The organism is Mycobacterium sp. (assembly GCF_035314905.1).
Taxonomy (GTDB): Bacteria; Actinomycetota; Actinomycetes; order Mycobacteriales; family Mycobacteriaceae; genus Mycobacterium.
The window spans coordinates 1-16,027 of sequence record NZ_DATFYW010000209.1 but is presented as its reverse complement, the minus strand read 5'-3'; the positions used below and the strand labels follow the sequence as shown (position 1 = coordinate 16,027).

At 67.7% G+C, this 16,027-nt stretch carries 20 protein-coding genes; 11 read left to right on the top strand and 9 right to left on the bottom strand.

Translation table 11 applies throughout. The features are described from left to right. Positions 1-116 precede the first annotated feature (116 nt). Complete coding sequence (locus VKG81_RS18690; RefSeq protein WP_324398093.1) at positions 117-983, top strand: TIGR03619 family F420-dependent LLM class oxidoreductase; 867 nt, start codon at positions 117-119, stop codon at positions 981-983. Here VKG81_RS18690 and VKG81_RS18685 read toward each other — a convergent pair. After that, positions 974-1,300, bottom strand: a complete 327-nt coding sequence (locus VKG81_RS18685; protein ID WP_324398092.1) for a nuclear transport factor 2 family protein — start codon at positions 1,298-1,300, stop codon at positions 974-976. The two genes, VKG81_RS18690 and VKG81_RS18685, sit on opposite strands and share 10 nt — an antisense overlap. Positions 1,301-1,658: 358 nt before the next feature. On the opposite strand from VKG81_RS18685, the gene VKG81_RS18680 reads away from it, so the two are divergent. After that, the gene (locus tag VKG81_RS18680; RefSeq protein WP_324398091.1) at positions 1,659-1,784 is read left to right on the top strand and encodes a hypothetical protein; all 126 of its coding nucleotides are present in this window, start codon (positions 1,659-1,661) and stop codon (positions 1,782-1,784) included. Positions 1,785-1,793: 9 nt separating this feature from the next. Here VKG81_RS18680 and sigI read toward each other — a convergent pair whose 3' ends face one another. Continuing rightward, positions 1,794-2,690 carry an RNA polymerase sigma factor SigI gene (gene sigI, locus VKG81_RS18675; protein WP_324398089.1) on the bottom strand — a complete coding sequence of 299 codons (897 nt, stop codon included), beginning with the start codon at positions 2,688-2,690 and terminating at the stop codon, positions 1,794-1,796. A 79-nt stretch (positions 2,691-2,769) separates the two neighbouring features. Here sigI and VKG81_RS18670 point away from each other — a divergent pair, with 79 nt between their 5' ends. Further along, entirely contained in the window at positions 2,770-3,606 is an 837-nt protein-coding gene (locus tag VKG81_RS18670) for an NAD(P)H-binding protein (protein WP_324398088.1), read from the top strand. Positions 3,607-3,618: 12 nt separating this feature from the next. On the opposite strand, the gene VKG81_RS18665 is transcribed toward VKG81_RS18670, so the two are convergent. Beyond that, entirely contained in the window at positions 3,619-3,969 is a 351-nt protein-coding gene (locus VKG81_RS18665; protein WP_324398086.1) for a hypothetical protein, read from the bottom strand. A gap of 94 nt (positions 3,970-4,063) precedes the next feature. Further along, positions 4,064-4,273 (bottom strand): hypothetical protein, encoded by a 210-nt coding sequence (locus VKG81_RS18660; protein WP_324398085.1) that lies wholly within the window; start codon positions 4,271-4,273, stop codon positions 4,064-4,066. Positions 4,274-4,345: 72 nt separating this feature from the next. Here VKG81_RS18660 and VKG81_RS18655 point away from each other — a divergent pair, with 72 nt between their 5' ends. Both VKG81_RS18655 and VKG81_RS18650 read left to right on the top strand, forming a co-directional pair. Then, the gene (locus tag VKG81_RS18655; RefSeq protein WP_324398083.1) at positions 4,346-5,002 is read left to right on the top strand and encodes a TetR/AcrR family transcriptional regulator; all 657 of its coding nucleotides are present in this window, start codon (positions 4,346-4,348) and stop codon (positions 5,000-5,002) included. 36 nt (positions 5,003-5,038) lie between these two features. Next, positions 5,039-6,469 carry a wax ester/triacylglycerol synthase family O-acyltransferase gene (locus VKG81_RS18650; protein ID WP_324398082.1) on the top strand — a complete coding sequence of 477 codons (1,431 nt, stop codon included), beginning with the start codon at positions 5,039-5,041 and terminating at the stop codon, positions 6,467-6,469. 7 nt (positions 6,470-6,476) lie between these two features. Here VKG81_RS18650 and VKG81_RS18645 read toward each other — a convergent pair whose 3' ends face one another. The 5 genes from VKG81_RS18645 to VKG81_RS18625 are packed head-to-tail and all read right to left on the bottom strand — an operon-like array spanning position 6,477 to position 11,271. Next, a complete protein-coding gene (locus tag VKG81_RS18645) occupies positions 6,477-7,703 on the bottom strand; it encodes a hypothetical protein (protein ID WP_324398080.1) in 1,227 nt (408 codons plus the stop codon). Continuing rightward, the gene (locus tag VKG81_RS18640) at positions 7,696-8,133 is read right to left on the bottom strand and encodes a carboxymuconolactone decarboxylase family protein (RefSeq protein ID WP_324398078.1); all 438 of its coding nucleotides are present in this window, start codon (positions 8,131-8,133) and stop codon (positions 7,696-7,698) included. The genes VKG81_RS18645 and VKG81_RS18640 overlap by 8 nt, the downstream gene beginning before the upstream one ends. Positions 8,134-8,135: 2 nt before the next feature. Further along, complete coding sequence (locus VKG81_RS18635; protein ID WP_324398077.1) at positions 8,136-9,005, bottom strand: NAD(P)-dependent oxidoreductase; 870 nt, start codon at positions 9,003-9,005, stop codon at positions 8,136-8,138. 13 nt (positions 9,006-9,018) lie between these two features. Beyond that, positions 9,019-9,771: an SDR family oxidoreductase gene (locus tag VKG81_RS18630; protein WP_324398075.1), complete on the bottom strand. Its 753-nt coding sequence runs from the start codon at positions 9,769-9,771 to the stop codon at positions 9,019-9,021. A gap of 30 nt (positions 9,772-9,801) precedes the next feature. Beyond that, positions 9,802-11,271 (bottom strand): aldehyde dehydrogenase, encoded by a 1,470-nt coding sequence (locus VKG81_RS18625; protein ID WP_324398096.1) that lies wholly within the window; start codon positions 11,269-11,271, stop codon positions 9,802-9,804. A 175-nt stretch (positions 11,272-11,446) separates the two neighbouring features. Between VKG81_RS18625 and VKG81_RS18620 the strand changes: the two genes are divergently transcribed. From VKG81_RS18620 to VKG81_RS18595, 6 genes are all read left to right on the top strand, one after another. Further along, positions 11,447-12,040, top strand: a complete 594-nt coding sequence (locus VKG81_RS18620) for a TetR family transcriptional regulator (protein WP_324398074.1) — start codon at positions 11,447-11,449, stop codon at positions 12,038-12,040. Positions 12,041-12,060: 20 nt separating this feature from the next. Beyond that, positions 12,061-13,251 carry a cytochrome P450 gene (locus VKG81_RS18615; protein ID WP_324398095.1) on the top strand — a complete coding sequence of 397 codons (1,191 nt, stop codon included), beginning with the start codon at positions 12,061-12,063 and terminating at the stop codon, positions 13,249-13,251. Next, complete coding sequence (locus VKG81_RS18610; protein WP_324398072.1) at positions 13,251-14,069, top strand: SDR family oxidoreductase; 819 nt, start codon at positions 13,251-13,253, stop codon at positions 14,067-14,069. Before VKG81_RS18615 ends, VKG81_RS18610 begins: the two co-directional genes overlap by 1 nt. After that, positions 14,066-15,424, top strand: a complete 1,359-nt coding sequence (locus VKG81_RS18605) for a cytochrome P450 (RefSeq protein WP_324398070.1) — start codon at positions 14,066-14,068, stop codon at positions 15,422-15,424. The genes VKG81_RS18610 and VKG81_RS18605 overlap by 4 nt, the downstream gene beginning before the upstream one ends. Before the next feature lie 11 nt (positions 15,425-15,435). Next, positions 15,436-15,642: a ferredoxin gene (locus VKG81_RS18600; protein WP_324398068.1), complete on the top strand. Its 207-nt coding sequence runs from the start codon at positions 15,436-15,438 to the stop codon at positions 15,640-15,642. Between the two features lie 2 nt (positions 15,643-15,644). After that, positions 15,645-16,027 (top strand): nuclear transport factor 2 family protein (locus VKG81_RS18595; protein ID WP_324398066.1); only part of this gene is annotated, 383 nt, incomplete at its 3' end.

The following is a 16,027-nucleotide window of genomic DNA, read 5'->3' as shown; positions in this document are numbered from 1 at the left end:
GAGATCGCCGATATCATGCCGAACATCGCGAAACTGTCGGAGCCGCAACGCCTCCGATCCGGATGGATCAACGGCGTCAAGGAGCTGATGGTTTCCTATCCCGGTTAGGGTGAGCCGTGAAGTACTACATCAGCACCGGCTACCTCGACACCCGGGAGATCGTCGAGATCGCGAAGGCGGCCGACGAGCTCGGCTACGACGGGCTCGGCATACCCGATCACGTGGTCAACCTCGAGGCCTTGTCCACGCCCTACCCCTACACCCGCGACGGCAGCCGTCGGTGGGCGCCGTTCACCGACTGGCCGGACCCCTGGGTGCTGATCGGCGCGCTCGCGCAGTGCACGCAGCGTCTCCGGTTCGTCACCACTGTGTACGTGGCCGCGCTGCGTGACCCCTACAGCGCGGCCAAGACGATCGGGACGGCGGCGCTCCTCGCCGACGGGCGCGTTGAACTCGGGCTCGGAGTGGGGTGGTGCGCCGAGGAGTTCGAGCTGCTCAACGCCCGGTTCGATCGGCGCGGCAGACGAACCGACGAGATGGTCGAGCTGATGCGGGCGCTGTGGTCGCCCGGCTGGACGGAGTTCGACGGCGAGTTCTACCGCGCCCCGCGGCTGGAGATGTCCCCGACGCCGCCGCCGATACCGATCTGGGTCGGTGGGCTCACCGACGTCGCGTTACGGCGCGCTGCGCGCTACGACGGCTGGGTGGGAGACATGATCACCACCGACGACGCGATCGCCGTCGCCCAGCGACTCCGCAAATACCGCGACGAGCAGCAACGATCCGACCGCGAATTCGCGGTGCTCGCGCCGCTGATCGACGCGCTCACCCCGGCGGACTACGAACGCGCCGAGGACGGCGGCGTCACCCACATCCTGACGATGCCGTGGATGTTCTACAGCGGCCGCGACGCCACGCCGGCCGAGAAGGTGGACGGCATGAAACGGTTCCGCGACGACGTGGGCCTGGACCGTCAGCGGTAGTAGATGTCGAGGTTCTGCACCAGCCCGTCGTCGTTGAGCTCGAAGATGTCGACGGTGTAGACGGTCGTGCCGTCCTCGTCGAGCGGGCTGGTGCCCTGCAGTTGCGCCACTTCGACGTTGCCTTGCTCGATGTGCCGGGTGATCGTCATCCGGAGCTGGCCGGCGAACACGACGTCATTGTGAAAGTCGGCGATCTCGATGTGCCCCCGGTCGGTGCCCACCGGATGCGTCAGAATGGCGTCCTCGGCGAACAGCGCAAGCAGCGCCGCAGAATCGGCGTTGTTGACTGCCTCGACGTATCGATCCGCTGTCGTCATGATGCCTCCCATCCCGCGGGCATGGTCACCCATGCCCGCCGCCTTCCCCAATCAATCTAGCTCCCACCTTGGTCGCGTTTGCCGGGACGTGGACTCACACCGCGCCCGGTGCTCGCCCGGTGCAGCGAGAACTGCTGATTCGCTTTCGATCTCGGACCGAAGCGGCGGTCAAGGAAACACATCCAACGATCGGCGCAGTGACGAATTCGCGCCCCGCGCCGCAACACTCACCGCCCAGCATCGCGCTCTCGACTGCAACACGGCAACGTTGCGGTAGGTTCGCATGATGCGATGGCGGCGAAACACGTACACGGCGTAGAGCATCGGTTGCGCGATCGGGTGGGCCATCATCTTGGCCGTGGTCTGGGCCGAGACCGACACCGCCACTCGACACACGTTCATGCTGGTGTTCGGTGGGTGGGTAATCGGGTGGCTATCGGCAACGATCGCCAGGGCCGTCTATCCGCCCCCGAAGAACCGCTGAGGCGGCGTTTCACCCGCCTGATCCCATGCCGCGCGCGGCGGGGTCGGCCGTCGCTTCGATCTTCACGACGAGGTTGTTTCGCACCGTGAGCACGATGAGGGCAAAGAGCCGCCGCTGTGCGTAGGCGAGCAACACCGGTTCGCCGACCGGCCCGCTGACCAGCGTGGCGCCCGGCCCCAGGTAGCGCAGCAAGTTGGTCGCCACGGCGGTGGGACCGTAGTTGACCTGCGGCGGTGGGGCCGGTTCGGCCAAGACGGTGCCGACGCCCCAGACCGTGGGATCCAGCACCGCGGTCAGCGCCTGAAGGTCGCCGCCGGCGCACGCGGAGATGAACTTCTCGGTGACGAGCTGGTGTTGGACACTCGTCACCTCAGAGACGCCGGGTCGCGCGGTGTGGATCTTCGCGCGCGCCCGGCGGGCGAGTTGGCGGCACGTTCCGACGGGGCGCCCCACGGTCTGGGCGATCGCGTCGAACGGAACCTCGAAGACGTCGTGAAGCACGAACGCCACCCGCTCACCCGGGCTGAGGCGACGAAGCACCTCGAGCAGCGCGCCGCTGATCTGGTCGTCGAGCGTCACCCGATCGGCCGGGTCGACATCGCGCGACTGATTCAGCGCCGGTCCCGCCTGTAACGCCGTCTGGGGCCCGGGCTGTTCACGCCGCGCGCGCGCCGAACGGACCTGGTCCAGGCACAGGCGCCCGGCGACAACCGTCAACCAGGCACGGACGTCGTTGATTTCACCCAGGTCGGCGTTGGCCAACCGCAGGTAGGCCTCCTGCGCCACGTCCTCCGCCCCGCCGATGTCCCCGAGCATCTGGTAGGCCAGGTTGACGAGGTAGGGCCGGTGGCTTCGCCACGCGTCGACCAGCCGGTCATCGGCGGCTGCCGGCGACGAATCAGTCATGAGTACACGACGGACCGGCGCGGCCAAAAGTTACCCGCCGGTGGGTAACTTTCTCACCGCGCGCACCGTCCTTTCTCACATGACCATTGTTATCACCGGGGCGACCGGCAACGTCGGCCGCCCGCTCGTCGAAGAACTCGTCAACGCAGGCGCGAACGTGCGGGCGGTCAGCCGCCGCCCCGATGCGCACGGCCTTCCCGCCGGCGCCGAGCCAGTGGACTCGGCCACGGCCGCGATTCCCGGCGCGTCGGCCGTGTTCCTGAATTCCCGCGCGCTGGGCGACGAAATGACCGCGACGATCGAGGCGGCCCGCCGCGAGGGGGTCAGCCGGCTCGTCGCCCTGTCGGCGATAAACGCCGACGACGACTTCTCCCGCCAGCCGTCGCGGTTCCGCGGCGACCGGAACAAAGAGGTCGAGCAGCTGGCCATCGAGTCCGGGCTGCAGTGGGTGAGCCTGCGACCGTCGCTGTTCGCGTCGAACTTCGCCGGCATGTGGTCGGCGCAGATCCGCGCCGGCGACATCGTCAACGGCCCGTACGCGTCGGCGGCCAGTGCGCCGATCGCCGAAAGCGACATCGGCGCCGTCGCCGCAAGGGCACTGCTCGGCGACGATCTCGTCGGCCAGAAGGTGGAATTGACCGGGCCGCAGTCGCTTACCAACGAGGAGCTCGTCGAGATCATCGGCACCGTGCTCGGCCGGCCCCTGCGCTACCGGGAAATCCCGGCCGACCTGGTTCGTCAGAGGTTCCTCGGGCTGGGGTTTCCCGCCGAATTCGGCGATGCCTACGTCGCATTGCTGTCAGCCACGGTCGACAAACCGGCGCTGGTGACCCATGACGTCGAGAAGATCCTGGGCCGGGCCGCCCGCTCGTTTGCGGGGTGGGTCGCCGAACACCGGAACCTGTTCACGAACTAGCAACGGAGCGAACTAGCGGGGTGGATCGCCTCGCCATTGAAAGCTGTTGACGTACTTGCCCATATCCAACGCAAGTTCGAGGTTGGCCCCCGACGGATGGCCGCTGCCGAAGTCCGGGCTGAACTGGTGGTAGGGCCCGACCGCGGCGGCGACCGGGGCGAGGCCGCTTTTCACGGCCACCATGACCAGCAGCCGAAGGCGCACGTACTTGCCGGCGGAATCCTGGGGGTGGTCATCGGCCACCTCGCCGTAGCCCGGTTGGTAGCCCACCATGGCGTTGGGGATCTCGTAAACCTTGGCGGCGTCGGGGTACTCCCGGGTCATCGGCGATCCGGGGTGGCGTGCGATCCCGGGCCGGCTCACCGAAGAGCTCCAGCTTGCCGGTATCACCGCGGACGAAGCTGAGGTCCACCCCGTTGGGATTGAACGTCGCCTCATAGGCCGTGCCCGGGCCGGGCTATTCCACCGAGAACCCGCCGTCGGCTGCGGTGAACCGGGGATTGGATTCGACCGGTGTGCCGATCGGAGGCCGCCCGCAATCGGGTGGGCAGACACATCGGGGGATGGCAGGCGTGACCAGCAACGAAACGGCAACCACCGCCGCGATCACGGCGGTCAGTCCACCGGCCAGGATCAGCAGGAGGCGGCGGTGCGGGGTGTGGCGCATCGGTGAAGCCGTATACGCCGCCGAGACTTATCATTTCCGTATGGTCGGCTCGTCGTCACAGGAGAGCCGCTAGTGCGCACCCACGGGTGGGCGGGCTCGACGCCCGCCTCCGACGAGGAGGCCGTCGAGCGAATCCTCACCGCGGCACGCAAAGCCATCGATTCGGCCGGAGCCGACATCAGCATCGCCGATGTGGCCCGCACGCTGGGGGTGACGCGGCAGACCGTCTACCGGTACTTCCCCAGCACCGAGGCGCTGCTGATCGCCACCGCGACCGACGCCGCCAACGGGTTGCTGGACCGGCTGGCCCACCATGTCGCCGGGATCACCGACCCCGCCGACGCCGTCGTGGAGGGCATCGCGACCACGCTGGAGTGGCTGCCGAACGACAAACACATCGGCCTGCTGCCGGGCCCCGACCGGCGGCATGCCGTCATCGGTGCGGTCACCTCCGATGTCGCGGTCGACTTCGCGCGGACCATGCTCGGGCGTTTCGACGTCGACTGGGCCGCCGCCGGGTACACCGGCGACCACCTCGACGAGCTCGCCGAACACCTGCTGCGGGTGATCCAGTCGTTCATGGTCGATCCGGGGCGACCGGTGCGTACCGGCGCCGACCTGCGCCGCTATCTGAGCCGCTGGGTTGCGCCCGCACTGCAGAAACCGGCCGTGCACGGCGCGGCGCGTTCACCGAAATCTGCCGCCGACGTGGAGTTCACGGTTGTATAGGCCTGGAACGGGCGGGTGCGACGAGCGAGGTGGGGCGTGAAGAGACTCAGCGGGTGGGACGCGATGCTGCTGTACAGCGAGACGCCCAACGTGCACATGCACACGATCAAGGCGGGAGTGATCGACGTCGGCGGCGTCAACGGCACACTGGACCTGAAGGCGTTCCGCAGCACGTTGCACGGCCGGCTGTACAAGCTGGACCCGTTGCGCTACCGGCTGGTGGACATCCCGCTGAAGTTCCACCACCCGATGTGGCGCGAAAACTGCGAGGTCGACCTGGAATATCACGTCCGCCCGCTGGAACTGCCCAGCCCGGGCGGCCGCCGCGAATTCGACGACGCGATCGGCGAGATCGCCAGCACGCCGCTGGACCGCAGCAGGCCCCTGTGGGTGATGTACTTCGTCGAGGGCCTGGCCGGCGGCCAGGTCGGCGTGATCACCAAGGTGCATCACGCCCTGGCGGACGGCGTCGCGTCGGCGAACTTGATGGCACGCGCGATGGACGTCCTGGACCCGCCGGAAAGCGATCGCGACTTGTACGAAACCGACCCGGCCCCGTCGAGTTCGGAGCTGATGGGCGCCGCGTTCCGAGACCATCTGCGCCAGATAGGGCGGCTGCCCGGGGTGCTGAAGTACACCGCCGACGGGGTCGGGCGGGTTCGCCGCAGTCCCCGCAGGCTGTCGCCGTCACTGACGCGGCCCTTCACCCCGCCGCAGACGTTCATCAACCACGTCATCACCCCGGAACGCAGGTTCGCGACCGCGTCGCTGGCGCTGGCCGACGTCAAGGAAGCGTGCAGGCAGCTGGGTGTCACGATCAACGATCTGGTGCTCGCGATGTCGGCGGGGGCGTTGCGGCAACTACTGCTGAAATACGACGGCAAGGCTGAGCATCCGCTGCTGGTTTCGGTCCCGGTGAGTCTGGACAGAGACGTCAATCGCGTGTCGGGCAACAAGTTCACCGGCATCCTCGTCGCGCTGCCGACGCACGTGTGCTACCCGTTGGAGCGCGTCGAGCAGGTCCACCTCGCGGCGGAGTCGGCCAAGGAGAGCCACCACCTCCTCGGCCCGGAGCTGGTCGCGCGGTGGTCGTCCTACCTCCCGCCGGCGCCGGCCGAGGCGATCTTCGGGCGGGCGGCCCGCAGCGAGCGGCCGAGCAAGGTGCTCAACCTGACGGTGTCCAATGTCGCCGGCCCGCGCGAACGGGGCAGGGTGGCCGGCGCCGTGGTTCGTGAAATCTACTCGGTCGGCCCGTTGACCGCCGGCAGCGGCATGAACATCACGGTGTGGAGCTACGTCGACCAGTTGAACATCTCGGTGCTCACCGACGGTGCGACGCTTGACGATCCGCACGAGGTCACGGACGCGATGGTCTGCGACCTCGCCGAAATCCGGCGCGCCGCGGGACTGTCGGACACCCTGACACAACTGGACACCGTGATGCCGCCGGCAACCGTGATGCGGTGAGCGCCCGTCAGACCACGGTGAGCGGCAGCGACCGCCGCGGCTTGAACTCGAAGGTGGCGCCGCCGCTGACTCGTGCCACCGACACTTCCGGTAGTTGCGCCGCCGCGGTCCCGGTGCGGACCACTGTTGCCATCCAGTCGTCGCCGGTCCCACTGACCTGCACGTCGAGGTGCGGGTCGACGGCGTGGGCGATGGCTTGCAGCGGCCGTTTTTCGTCGGGTGAGCACAACGCGATCCAGGCCCCATCGTCGTGCGCAGGTGCCCGACGAACGTGTACGGTGTCGCCGTCGACCCCGGCGTCGACGTAGGCGGCCGGATTGAACAACGGGTGAAGTTCGATCACCCGCATCGCGCCGTCGACGCCGCCCGGCAGCGACAGCGCGCGGTGGATGCGTTCGGCAGCCACGCCGGCCACACCGGTCAACTGCTTGGTGCAGATCGACCTGGCCAACCCGGTGTCCTCGCCGGCACGTTGTCGCACCGCGATGGCGAATGACAGGTTCAGCAGATGCATCTGCAGGCACACCTCGTCGGCGATGCGCACCAGCGCCGAATGAGAGAACGCGGCGAAATCGAAATCGGACAACAACGGCCCCGAATAGTCACTCGCCCCTTCGTCATCGGCGTCGATCTCGTCGAGTCTGGTTGCCGCGGCGCGTGTTCGGCTCACGACGTCGAGCGCAGGGATTCCAGCCACCGGTGGGTAGGACTCGTCGATGATCACCGTCCACGCGCAATGCGGATGCCGGTCCTCCGGAACCCTCGGCGGCCGGTGGATGGGCCGCACCCGGGCCCTCGGATTCGTGGCCACAGCGGTGGCGTCGAACGTCGGATCCTCGATGTCATGGCACATCCCGCGCACATAGTCCTCACCCAGCGGCTCGACGTCCATCAGCGCGCCGCAGTAGTCGAGGCGGAATTCGCCATGCCAGCGATCGTGGACGGTGTAGCGGAAATCCATGAACTGCGGCGGCGCGCCGATGTCGAGCTGGAGGCCCTTGAAGATCGTGACGACGTCGTCGCCCTCGAACTTCAATGCCTTCTGCATCCGCTTCGTGTAGATCGGGCTGGCGGCGGCCCACTCCTCGATCGCGACCTGCAGCATTTCTTCGCGCCCGAATTTCTGGATGCACCAGGCCATTCCGGACCGGTCGATCATCTGACCGATCAGCAGCAGCTCGGGAACGAGGGTGGCCAGCTGGTCGCGGGAGAGGCCGGCGTAGCTGCTAGCCATCGAGGGTCCGCCCGGTGTTCATCTCGACGGCGGCGTTGACGTTGGCCCTCTTGTCCTCGGCGTGGCCGGCTGATGCGGCCTTCCTGCGCTTGGCGACCACTCGTTCGATCACCCCGTTGAGGCCCGATCCGAGAGGGAAGCCCACGTAGTGGGTCAGGAAGATGGCCATCTCGCGCAGTTCGTCCTCGGTGAGCTCCTCGTTGTGCAAGGCGGCGTTGACCTGTACCTCCGCGAGGTCCTGCAGCCCCAGTGCGGTGACCACGGACAGCGTCATCAGCCGTTTGTCGCGCATCGACAGGCCCGGCCGGGTCCAGATGCTGCCGAAAAGGTGGTCAACGGTCAGCGCGAAGTACTCGCCGGGCATGTCGGGCATCTCCCACGCGTAGACCTCGTTCATCTTCGCCAGGCCCTTGCGGCGCAATTCGTCCATGGTCATTCCTCTGTGTTCGGCGCGGTGTGCGGCACCCCGAGGCCGGCCGCCAGGTTCTGGCGCGCCACTTCGGCCAGCGGCAGATCCACTGACACCGCCTCACCGAGGGCGAGCGCAAGGCTCAGGTCCTTCTCCCCCAGCCCTCGGGTGTGCAGGAAGGCGTCATACAGGAAGTTGTCCGGGTCAAGGGGTTTCATGTTGTCTCGGACCATGATCGCGCCCGGGCCGCCGGTGAGCGCATCGGTGTGACGTACCACCCGGCCGAGTGCCTGCAGATCCAGTCCGGCCTGCTCGGCGAGCTTCATCGCTTCGCACGCGGCGGCGTAGGAGGTGAACGTGAGCATGTTGCGGGCCAGCTTCATCCGGGTGCCCGCCCCGGGCTCACCGGCGTGGATCACCAGCGACGCCCACCGCTTGAACGCCGGCTTCACCCGCTCGTACACCTCGCGGTCCGCGCCCACCATCGTTGCCAGCTCACCCTTTTCGGCCGCCGCCGCGCCACCGCTGACCGGGGCGTCGACGACATGGATCCCTCGCGGTTCCAGCTCGTTCGCGAGTTCGACAGCGGTGGTGTCGCTGATCGTGGAGTGGATCGCGATGACGGTGCCGGGCGTGGCCTTGCGCGCGAGTTCGCCGACCACCTCCCGCACCTGTTCGTCATTGAGCACGGCGATGCTGATGATGCCGGCGGCCGCGGCATCGGCGACGCTGTCGGCCAAACGCGCTCCGGCCTCGGCCAGGGGGGTCATCGCCTCGGTCCGCACGTCGTACACGATGAGCCCGCCCGGCCAGTCCACCAGCCGCCTGGCCATCGGCGCACCCATGTTGCCCAGGCCGATATAGCCCAGCTTCACATCCTCGGGAGCTGTCATGATTTCCGTTCCGTCAAGACCGGATGATCTGGCCGCCATCGACATTGAAGATCTGCCCGGTGATCCACCTCGCCTGATCCGACAACAAGAACAGGCACATGGGAACCAGATCGTCGGGCGTGCCCATCCTGCTCAGCGGGATCGCCTTCACGATGTCGGCGACCATCTCCCGGGGCGTTGTCGTTCGGGTGGCCTCGGTGTCGATCGGGCCCGGCGCGATCGCGTTGATCCGGATGTTCATCCCGCCCAACTCGCGCGAAAGCTGTTGGGTGAGGCCGTTGATGCCGACCTTGGCCAGGCCGTAGAAGTTCGCGTACAGCCACGCCGCGGTCGACGACTGGTTCACGATCGCGCCGCCACCACGCTTGGCCATCTTCTTGTACACCGCCCGGGTGCACAGAAGCGCCCCGTCGAGATTCACGCTCATGAACTTCTTGTAGTAGTCCCACGGCACGGTCAGCAGCAGGTCGAGCTTCATGCCGCCGTAGATCGCGGCATTGTTGACCAGGTAGTCGACGCCACCGAACTCGGCGAGGGTGTGGTCGGCCATCGCCTTGGCCGAGTCGGGATCGGAGACGTCGACGGGGAGGTGGATCGCCGTTCCGCCGTCGGCGACGATCTGCTTGGCGACACCGAGGCCGGCCTCGGCGTTGATGTCCGCGACCACGACTGCTGCGCCCTCACGGGCCAACGCCTCCGCGTACGCCCGGCCGATGCCGCCGCCGGATCCGGTGACGATCGCGACCCTGTTGTCGAACTGACCCATGCTGGCCACCTTCCGCAGTCGATTCGCGCGCTACCGCACGGCCTCGGCGATGAGCTTGCACTCGAGGTATTCCTCGAAGCCGGCCAGCCCCATCTCGCGACCGTTGCCCGACTGCTTGTAGCCGCCGAACGGAGCATCGGCCGAATACCACACCCCGCCGTTGACGTTGACCGTCCCGGTGCGCAGCCGCGAGGCCACCCAGTTCACCCTGTCCGGGTCGGCGCCGAACACCGTGCCGGACAAGCCGTACGGCGAGTCGTTGGCGATGCGCACGGCATCGGCGTCGCCGTCGTGCGGGAGCACCACCAGCACGGGCCCGAAGATCTCCTCGCGTGCGGCGCGCGCATCGTTCGTCAGGCCGGTGATCACGGTCGGCTCAACGTAGAAGCCGGTGGCCAGGCCGGCCGGCCGGCCACCGCCGCAGGCGAAGGATCCGCCGTCCTCGGTCGCGGACCGCAGATAGCCCTCGACACGGTCACGCTGCCTGGCCGAGATCAGCGGCCCACAGATGGTGGCCGGGTCGGTCGGATCGCCGACCTTGATCCCCGCCATCGTGCCCGTGGCGACGGCGACGGCCTCGTCGTACCGCTCCCGCGGCACCACCAGCCTCGTGGTGATCGCGCAGCCCTGCCCGGCGTGCGTGGTGACCGTGAAGGCGGCCACCGCGGATGCGGTCGCCATGTCGGCGTCGTCGAGAACGATGAACGCGGACTTGCCGCCGAGTTCGAGGAAGACCTTCTTGATGGTCTGCGCCGCGGCCGCCATCACCGAGCGTCCGGTCGCGGTCGACCCGGTGAACGACACCAGGTCGACGCGGGGATCGGTGGCCAACTGCGCGCCGACCCGATGGTCGCTGGACGTGACGATGTTGATCACGCCGGGCGGGAAGTCGGTGTTCTCGGCGATGATCCGCCCGACCTCCGCGGCGCACCAGGGCGTGTCCGGGGCCGGCTTCAGCACCACGGTGTTGCCTGCGGCCAGCGCGGGTCCCAGCTTGGCGAAGTTGATCTGGTGCGGGAAGTTCCACGGCGTCACCGCCCCGACCACGCCGAACGGTTCGCGCACGATCGTGCGCCTGGTCCTGATGCCCAGCGGTGAGGCCTCACCTAGGTCGGTGGCCCACGGGTACGTCTCGGCGAGGTCGGTGGCGAACGCCAGGTCGTCGACCGGCCCCTCCAGTTGCGCGGCTCGCGTCAGCGACACCGGAGTGCCGACCTCCGCCACGGTGATCTCGCGCAGGTCCTCGATCTCGTCGCGCAGCGCCTCGCGCAACTGGCGCAGGCAATTCACCCGCAGCGCAGTGTCGCGAGACCAGTCCGTGTCGTCGAAGGCCTCCCGCGCCGCGGCGATCGCACGGTCCATGTCGCCGGCGTCGGCGTCGGCGGCTTCCCCCAACGGCTCCTCGGTGGCGGGGTTGATGGTGGTGAAGGTGCCGCCGTGAGCGGGCACGAGCGAACCGTCGATCAGGAGCTCGGTCACCTTGTTGGATACCGTGGTCATCACACATCACTCCTGGACATCTGTCTGCCAATCTACCCGGGACAGTAGTTCCGAAAACGCCGGGTGGCAAGCTCCTGCGGAGAGCTGGAGCTGGGTCCCAGCGGAATTCCTCTGCATGACAGGCATTTTCATTGGGAGTTGAACCGGCCAGCGCCATTGGGTATATTCTGGACACATGTCCAGTGAAGCGGCGACCGCTGTCACACATATCGGCGAACGCCGACGCAACCGCCGCCAGGAGGAGACCGTCCGCAAGGTGCTCGACGCGGCGGTCGAGTTGCTTCGCGAGACCTCGTACTCGGATCTGACCATGCGCGCCGTCGCGGCCCGCGCGGGCGTGGCGCCGGCCACCGCGTACACGTACTTCTCCTCCAAGAACGCCCTCGTCGCCGAGGTGTACCTGCGGCTGGTGCGCAACGTTCCGTTATTTACCGACGTCAACCAGACCACCCAACAGCGCGTCGCCGCTCAGCTCCACGAGCTGGCGCTGCTGGTGGCCGACGAGCCGGAGCTGGCCGCCGCGGCGACGACCGCTCTGATGGGCGACGAACCCGATGTGCGCCAGGTGCGCGACAAGATCGGCCTCGAAGTGCGCCGCCGCATCGCGTCGGCGCTGGGTCCCGGCGCGTGGCCCGAGGTGCTGTCGACCCTGGAAATGATCTTCTACGGCGCCCTCGTGCAGGCGGGCACCCAATCCGTCACGTACTACCAGATGGCAGACCGGCTCGACGGCGTCGTCGCGCTGATCATGGGAGGTGCCGAATGGTGACCGACACGGCGTCGGAAGCACTGGACGCTCCGGTGCTCAACCCCTACGACTACGGCTTCCACGAAGACCCGTACCCGATCTACAAACGGCTGCGCGACGAGGCGCCGCTGTACCACAACGCCGAGCTGAACTTCTGGGCGCTGTCGCGGCACCGCGATGTGCTGCGGGGCTTCCGCAACAGCACCGCACTGTCGAACTCGCTCGGCGTCTCGCTGGATCCGGTCTCCCGCACCCCGGAGGCGTACCGGGTGATGTCGTTTCTCGCCATGGACGACCCCGGCCATCTACGGCTGCGCACGCTGGTATCCAAGGGATTCACTCCCCGGCGGATCCGGGAACTGGAACCGCGGGTGGCCGAACTGACCCGCAAACACCTCGACACCGCATTGCAGTCGACGACCTTCGACTTCGTCGCCGAGTTCGCCGGCAAGCTGCCGATGGACGTGATCTCCGAATTGATGGGCGTGCCGGAACCCGACCGCGACCGCATCCGCGGGCTGGCCGACGGCGTGCTGCATCGCGACGAGGGTCTGGCCGACGTGCCCCAGTCAGCGGTCGAGGCATCCGTCCACCTGATGACCTACTACACCGGCCTGATCGCGGAGTTCCGCAAGCATCCCGCCGACAATCTGACCTCGGCGCTGCTGGAGGCCGAGATCGACGGCGACCGGCTGACCGACGAGGAGATCATGGCGTTCCTGTTCCTGATGGTGATCGCCGGCAACGAGACCACCACCAAGCTGCTGGCCAACGCCGCCTACTGGGGACATGAGAACCCCGACCAACTCACACCCGTATACGCCGACCACTCGAGGATCCCGCTGTGGGTCGAGGAGACGCTGCGCTACGACACCTCCAGCCAGATCCTGGCACGCACCGTCGCCGAAGACCTGGATCTGTACGACACCACGGTGCCCGCAGGCGACGTGCTGCTGCTGCTGCCCGGCTCGGCGAACCGCGACGGGCGGGTGTTCGAGGACGCCGACGCCTACCGCATCGGGCGGGACATCGGCTCCAAGCTGGTCAGCTTCGGCAGCGGCGCGCATTTCTGCCTCGGCGCACATCTTGCGCGCATGGAGGCCCGGGTCGCGCTGACGGGGCTGTTCGAACGCATCCGGCGCTACGAGGTCGACGAGGGCGCCGCCGTACGTGTGCACTCCAGCAACGTGCGCGGATTCGCATATCTGCCGGTGACGGTGGAGGCCGCCTGATGCCCCGCTTCGAACCCCATCCGGAGCGGCGGCCCGCGATCGTCGCCGGCGCCTCGTCGGGCATCGGCGCCGCCACCGCCGAGGAGCTGGGGCGCCGCGGGTACCCGGTCGCGCTGGGCGCCCGCCGGGCGGACAAGTGCGCGGAGCTGGCCGAAAAGATCCGCGCCGCCGGCGGCGAAGCGATCGCGATTCCACTCGACGTCACAGATCCCCAGTCCGTCAAGGGCTTCGTGCACCGGGCCACCGACGAGCTCGGCGACATCGAGGTCCTCGTCGCCGGTGCCGGTGACACGTTCTTCGGCCGCCTGCACGAGATCAGCACCGACACCTTCGAGTCGCAAATCCAGATCCACCTGATCGGCGCCAACCGGCTTGCGACCGCGGTGCTGCCGGGAATGATCGAACGACAGCGTGGCGACCTCATCTTCGTGGGCTCGGACGTCGCGCTGCGCCAGCGCCCGCACATGGGCGCCTACGGCGCCGCGAAGGCGGCGCTGGTGTCGATGGTCACCAACCTGCAGATGGAGCTCGAGGGCACCGGGGTGCGCGCGTCCATCGTGCATCCCGGCCCGACGAAGACCGGCATGGGCTGGAGCCTGCCGCCCGAATCGATCGGCCCGATGTTGGAGGACTGGGCCAAGTGGGGGCAGGCCCGCCACGACTACTTCCTGCGCGCCTGCGATCTCGCGAGGGCGATCGCGTTCGTCGCCGAAACGCCGCGCGGCGGGTTCATCGCGTCGATGGAGATCCAACCGGAAGCGCCGCTGTCCGGCGCGCCCAAACAACGCCGGCAACTGAGATATCCGGAGGAGCCGTGACAAGCCACGAACTCAAAGAAGTTCCCCGCGTCTCGGGCGGAGCGGAAGAGCACGGACATCTCGAGGAGTTCCGCACCGATCCGATCGGCCTGATGCAGCGGGTCCGCGACGAGTGCGGCGACGTCGGCTGGTTCCAGCTGGCCGGCAAGCAGGTGGTGCTGCTCTCGGGCGCCGAGGCCAACGAGTTCTTCTTCCGGTCCGCCGACAGCGATCTCGACCAGGCCGAGGCGTACCCGTTCATGACGCCGATCTTCGGCAAAGGGGTTGTCTTCGATGCCGATCCGGAGCGGCGCAGGGAGATGCTGCACAATGCCGCCTTACGCGGCGAGCAGATGAAGGGCCACGCGGCCACCATCGAGGGTGAGGTGCGCCGGATGATCGCCGACTGGGGCGACGAAGGCGAAATCGACCTGCTCGACTTCTTCGCCGAGCTGACGATCTACACCTCGTCGGGGTGCCTGATCGGCAAAAAGTTCCGCGACCAGCTGGACAGCCGGTTCGCGCACCTCTACCACGAGCTCGAGCGCGGCACCGACCCGCTGGCATACGTCGACGCGTACCTGCCGATCGAGAGCTTCCGCCGCCGCGACGAAGCCCGAAAAGGGTTGGTGGCGCTGGTGGCCGACATCATGGACAGCCGCACCGTCAACCCGCCGGCCGAGCGGAGCGACCGCGACATGCTCGATGTGCTGATCACGGTCAAGGACGAGGCGGGTAACCCGCGGTTTTCCGCCGACGAGGTCACCGGCATGTTCATCTCGATGATGTTCGCCGGGCACCACACCAGTTCGGGCACGGCGTCGTGGACGCTGATCGAGCTGCTGCGCCACCCGGACGCCTACGCCGCGGTCACCAAGGAACTCGACGAGCTCTACGCCGACGGGCAGTCGGTGAGTTTCCACGCGCTGCGCCAGATTCCGCACCTGGAGAACGTGCTCAAGGAGACGCTGCGGCTGCACCCGCCGCTGATCATCCTGATGCGGGTGGCCAAGGGCGAGTTCGAGGTCGCAGGCCATCCGATCCACGAGGGCGATCTCGTCGCCGCGTCGCCGGCGATCTCCAACCGCATCCCCGAGGACTTCCCCGACCCGAACAGCTTCGTGCCCGAGCGCTACGAGCAGCCGCGGCAGGAAGACCTGATCAACCGGTGGACCTGGATACCCTTCGGCGCGGGCCGGCACCGCTGCGTCGGCGCCGCGTTCGCCACCATGCAGATCAAAACGATCTTCTCGGTGTTGTTGCGCGAGTATGAGTTCGAGATGGCGCAGCCCTCGGACAGCTACCGCAACGACCACTCCAAGATGGTGGTGCAGCTGGCCCAGCCCGCCCGCGTTCGGTACCGCCGCCGGGCTTGAGGAGCGCAACAGTGGGCTTCAAGGTGGAAGTCGACCTGGACCTGTGCCAGGGCCACGCGATGTGCGAGCTCGAGGCGCCCGACTATTTCCGGGTGCCCAAGCGCGGCCAGGTCGAGATCCTCGACAGCGAGCCGCCCGAAGAGGCCCGCGCCGAGGTCGAGCAAGCCGCGTGGGCCTGCCCCACCCGAGCACTAACCATCACAGAGACAGGAGACTAGGCGTGGCGCAACCATCGGGGTTCCCCCGTTCCGAACTCGAAGACGTCGTCGAGCGCTGGCTGGACGCCAACCGCGAGGCCGAAAGGAAGGGCGACTGGCGCGGGCTGGCCGACTTCTACACCGACGACGCCACCTACGGCTGGAACATCGGCCCGAAAGAAGACGTGATGTGCGTCGGCATCGACGAGATCCGCGACATTGCGCTCGGCCAGGAGATGGAAGGGCTCGAGGGCTGGCGATACCCCTATCAGCGGGTGATCATCGACGACCGCATCGGCGAGGTGGTCGGCTTCTGGAAGCAGGTGGCCACCGACTCCGACGGCAGCGAACAAGAGGTGTACGGGATCGGCGGCAGCTGGTTCCGCTACGCCGGCGGCGGCAAGTG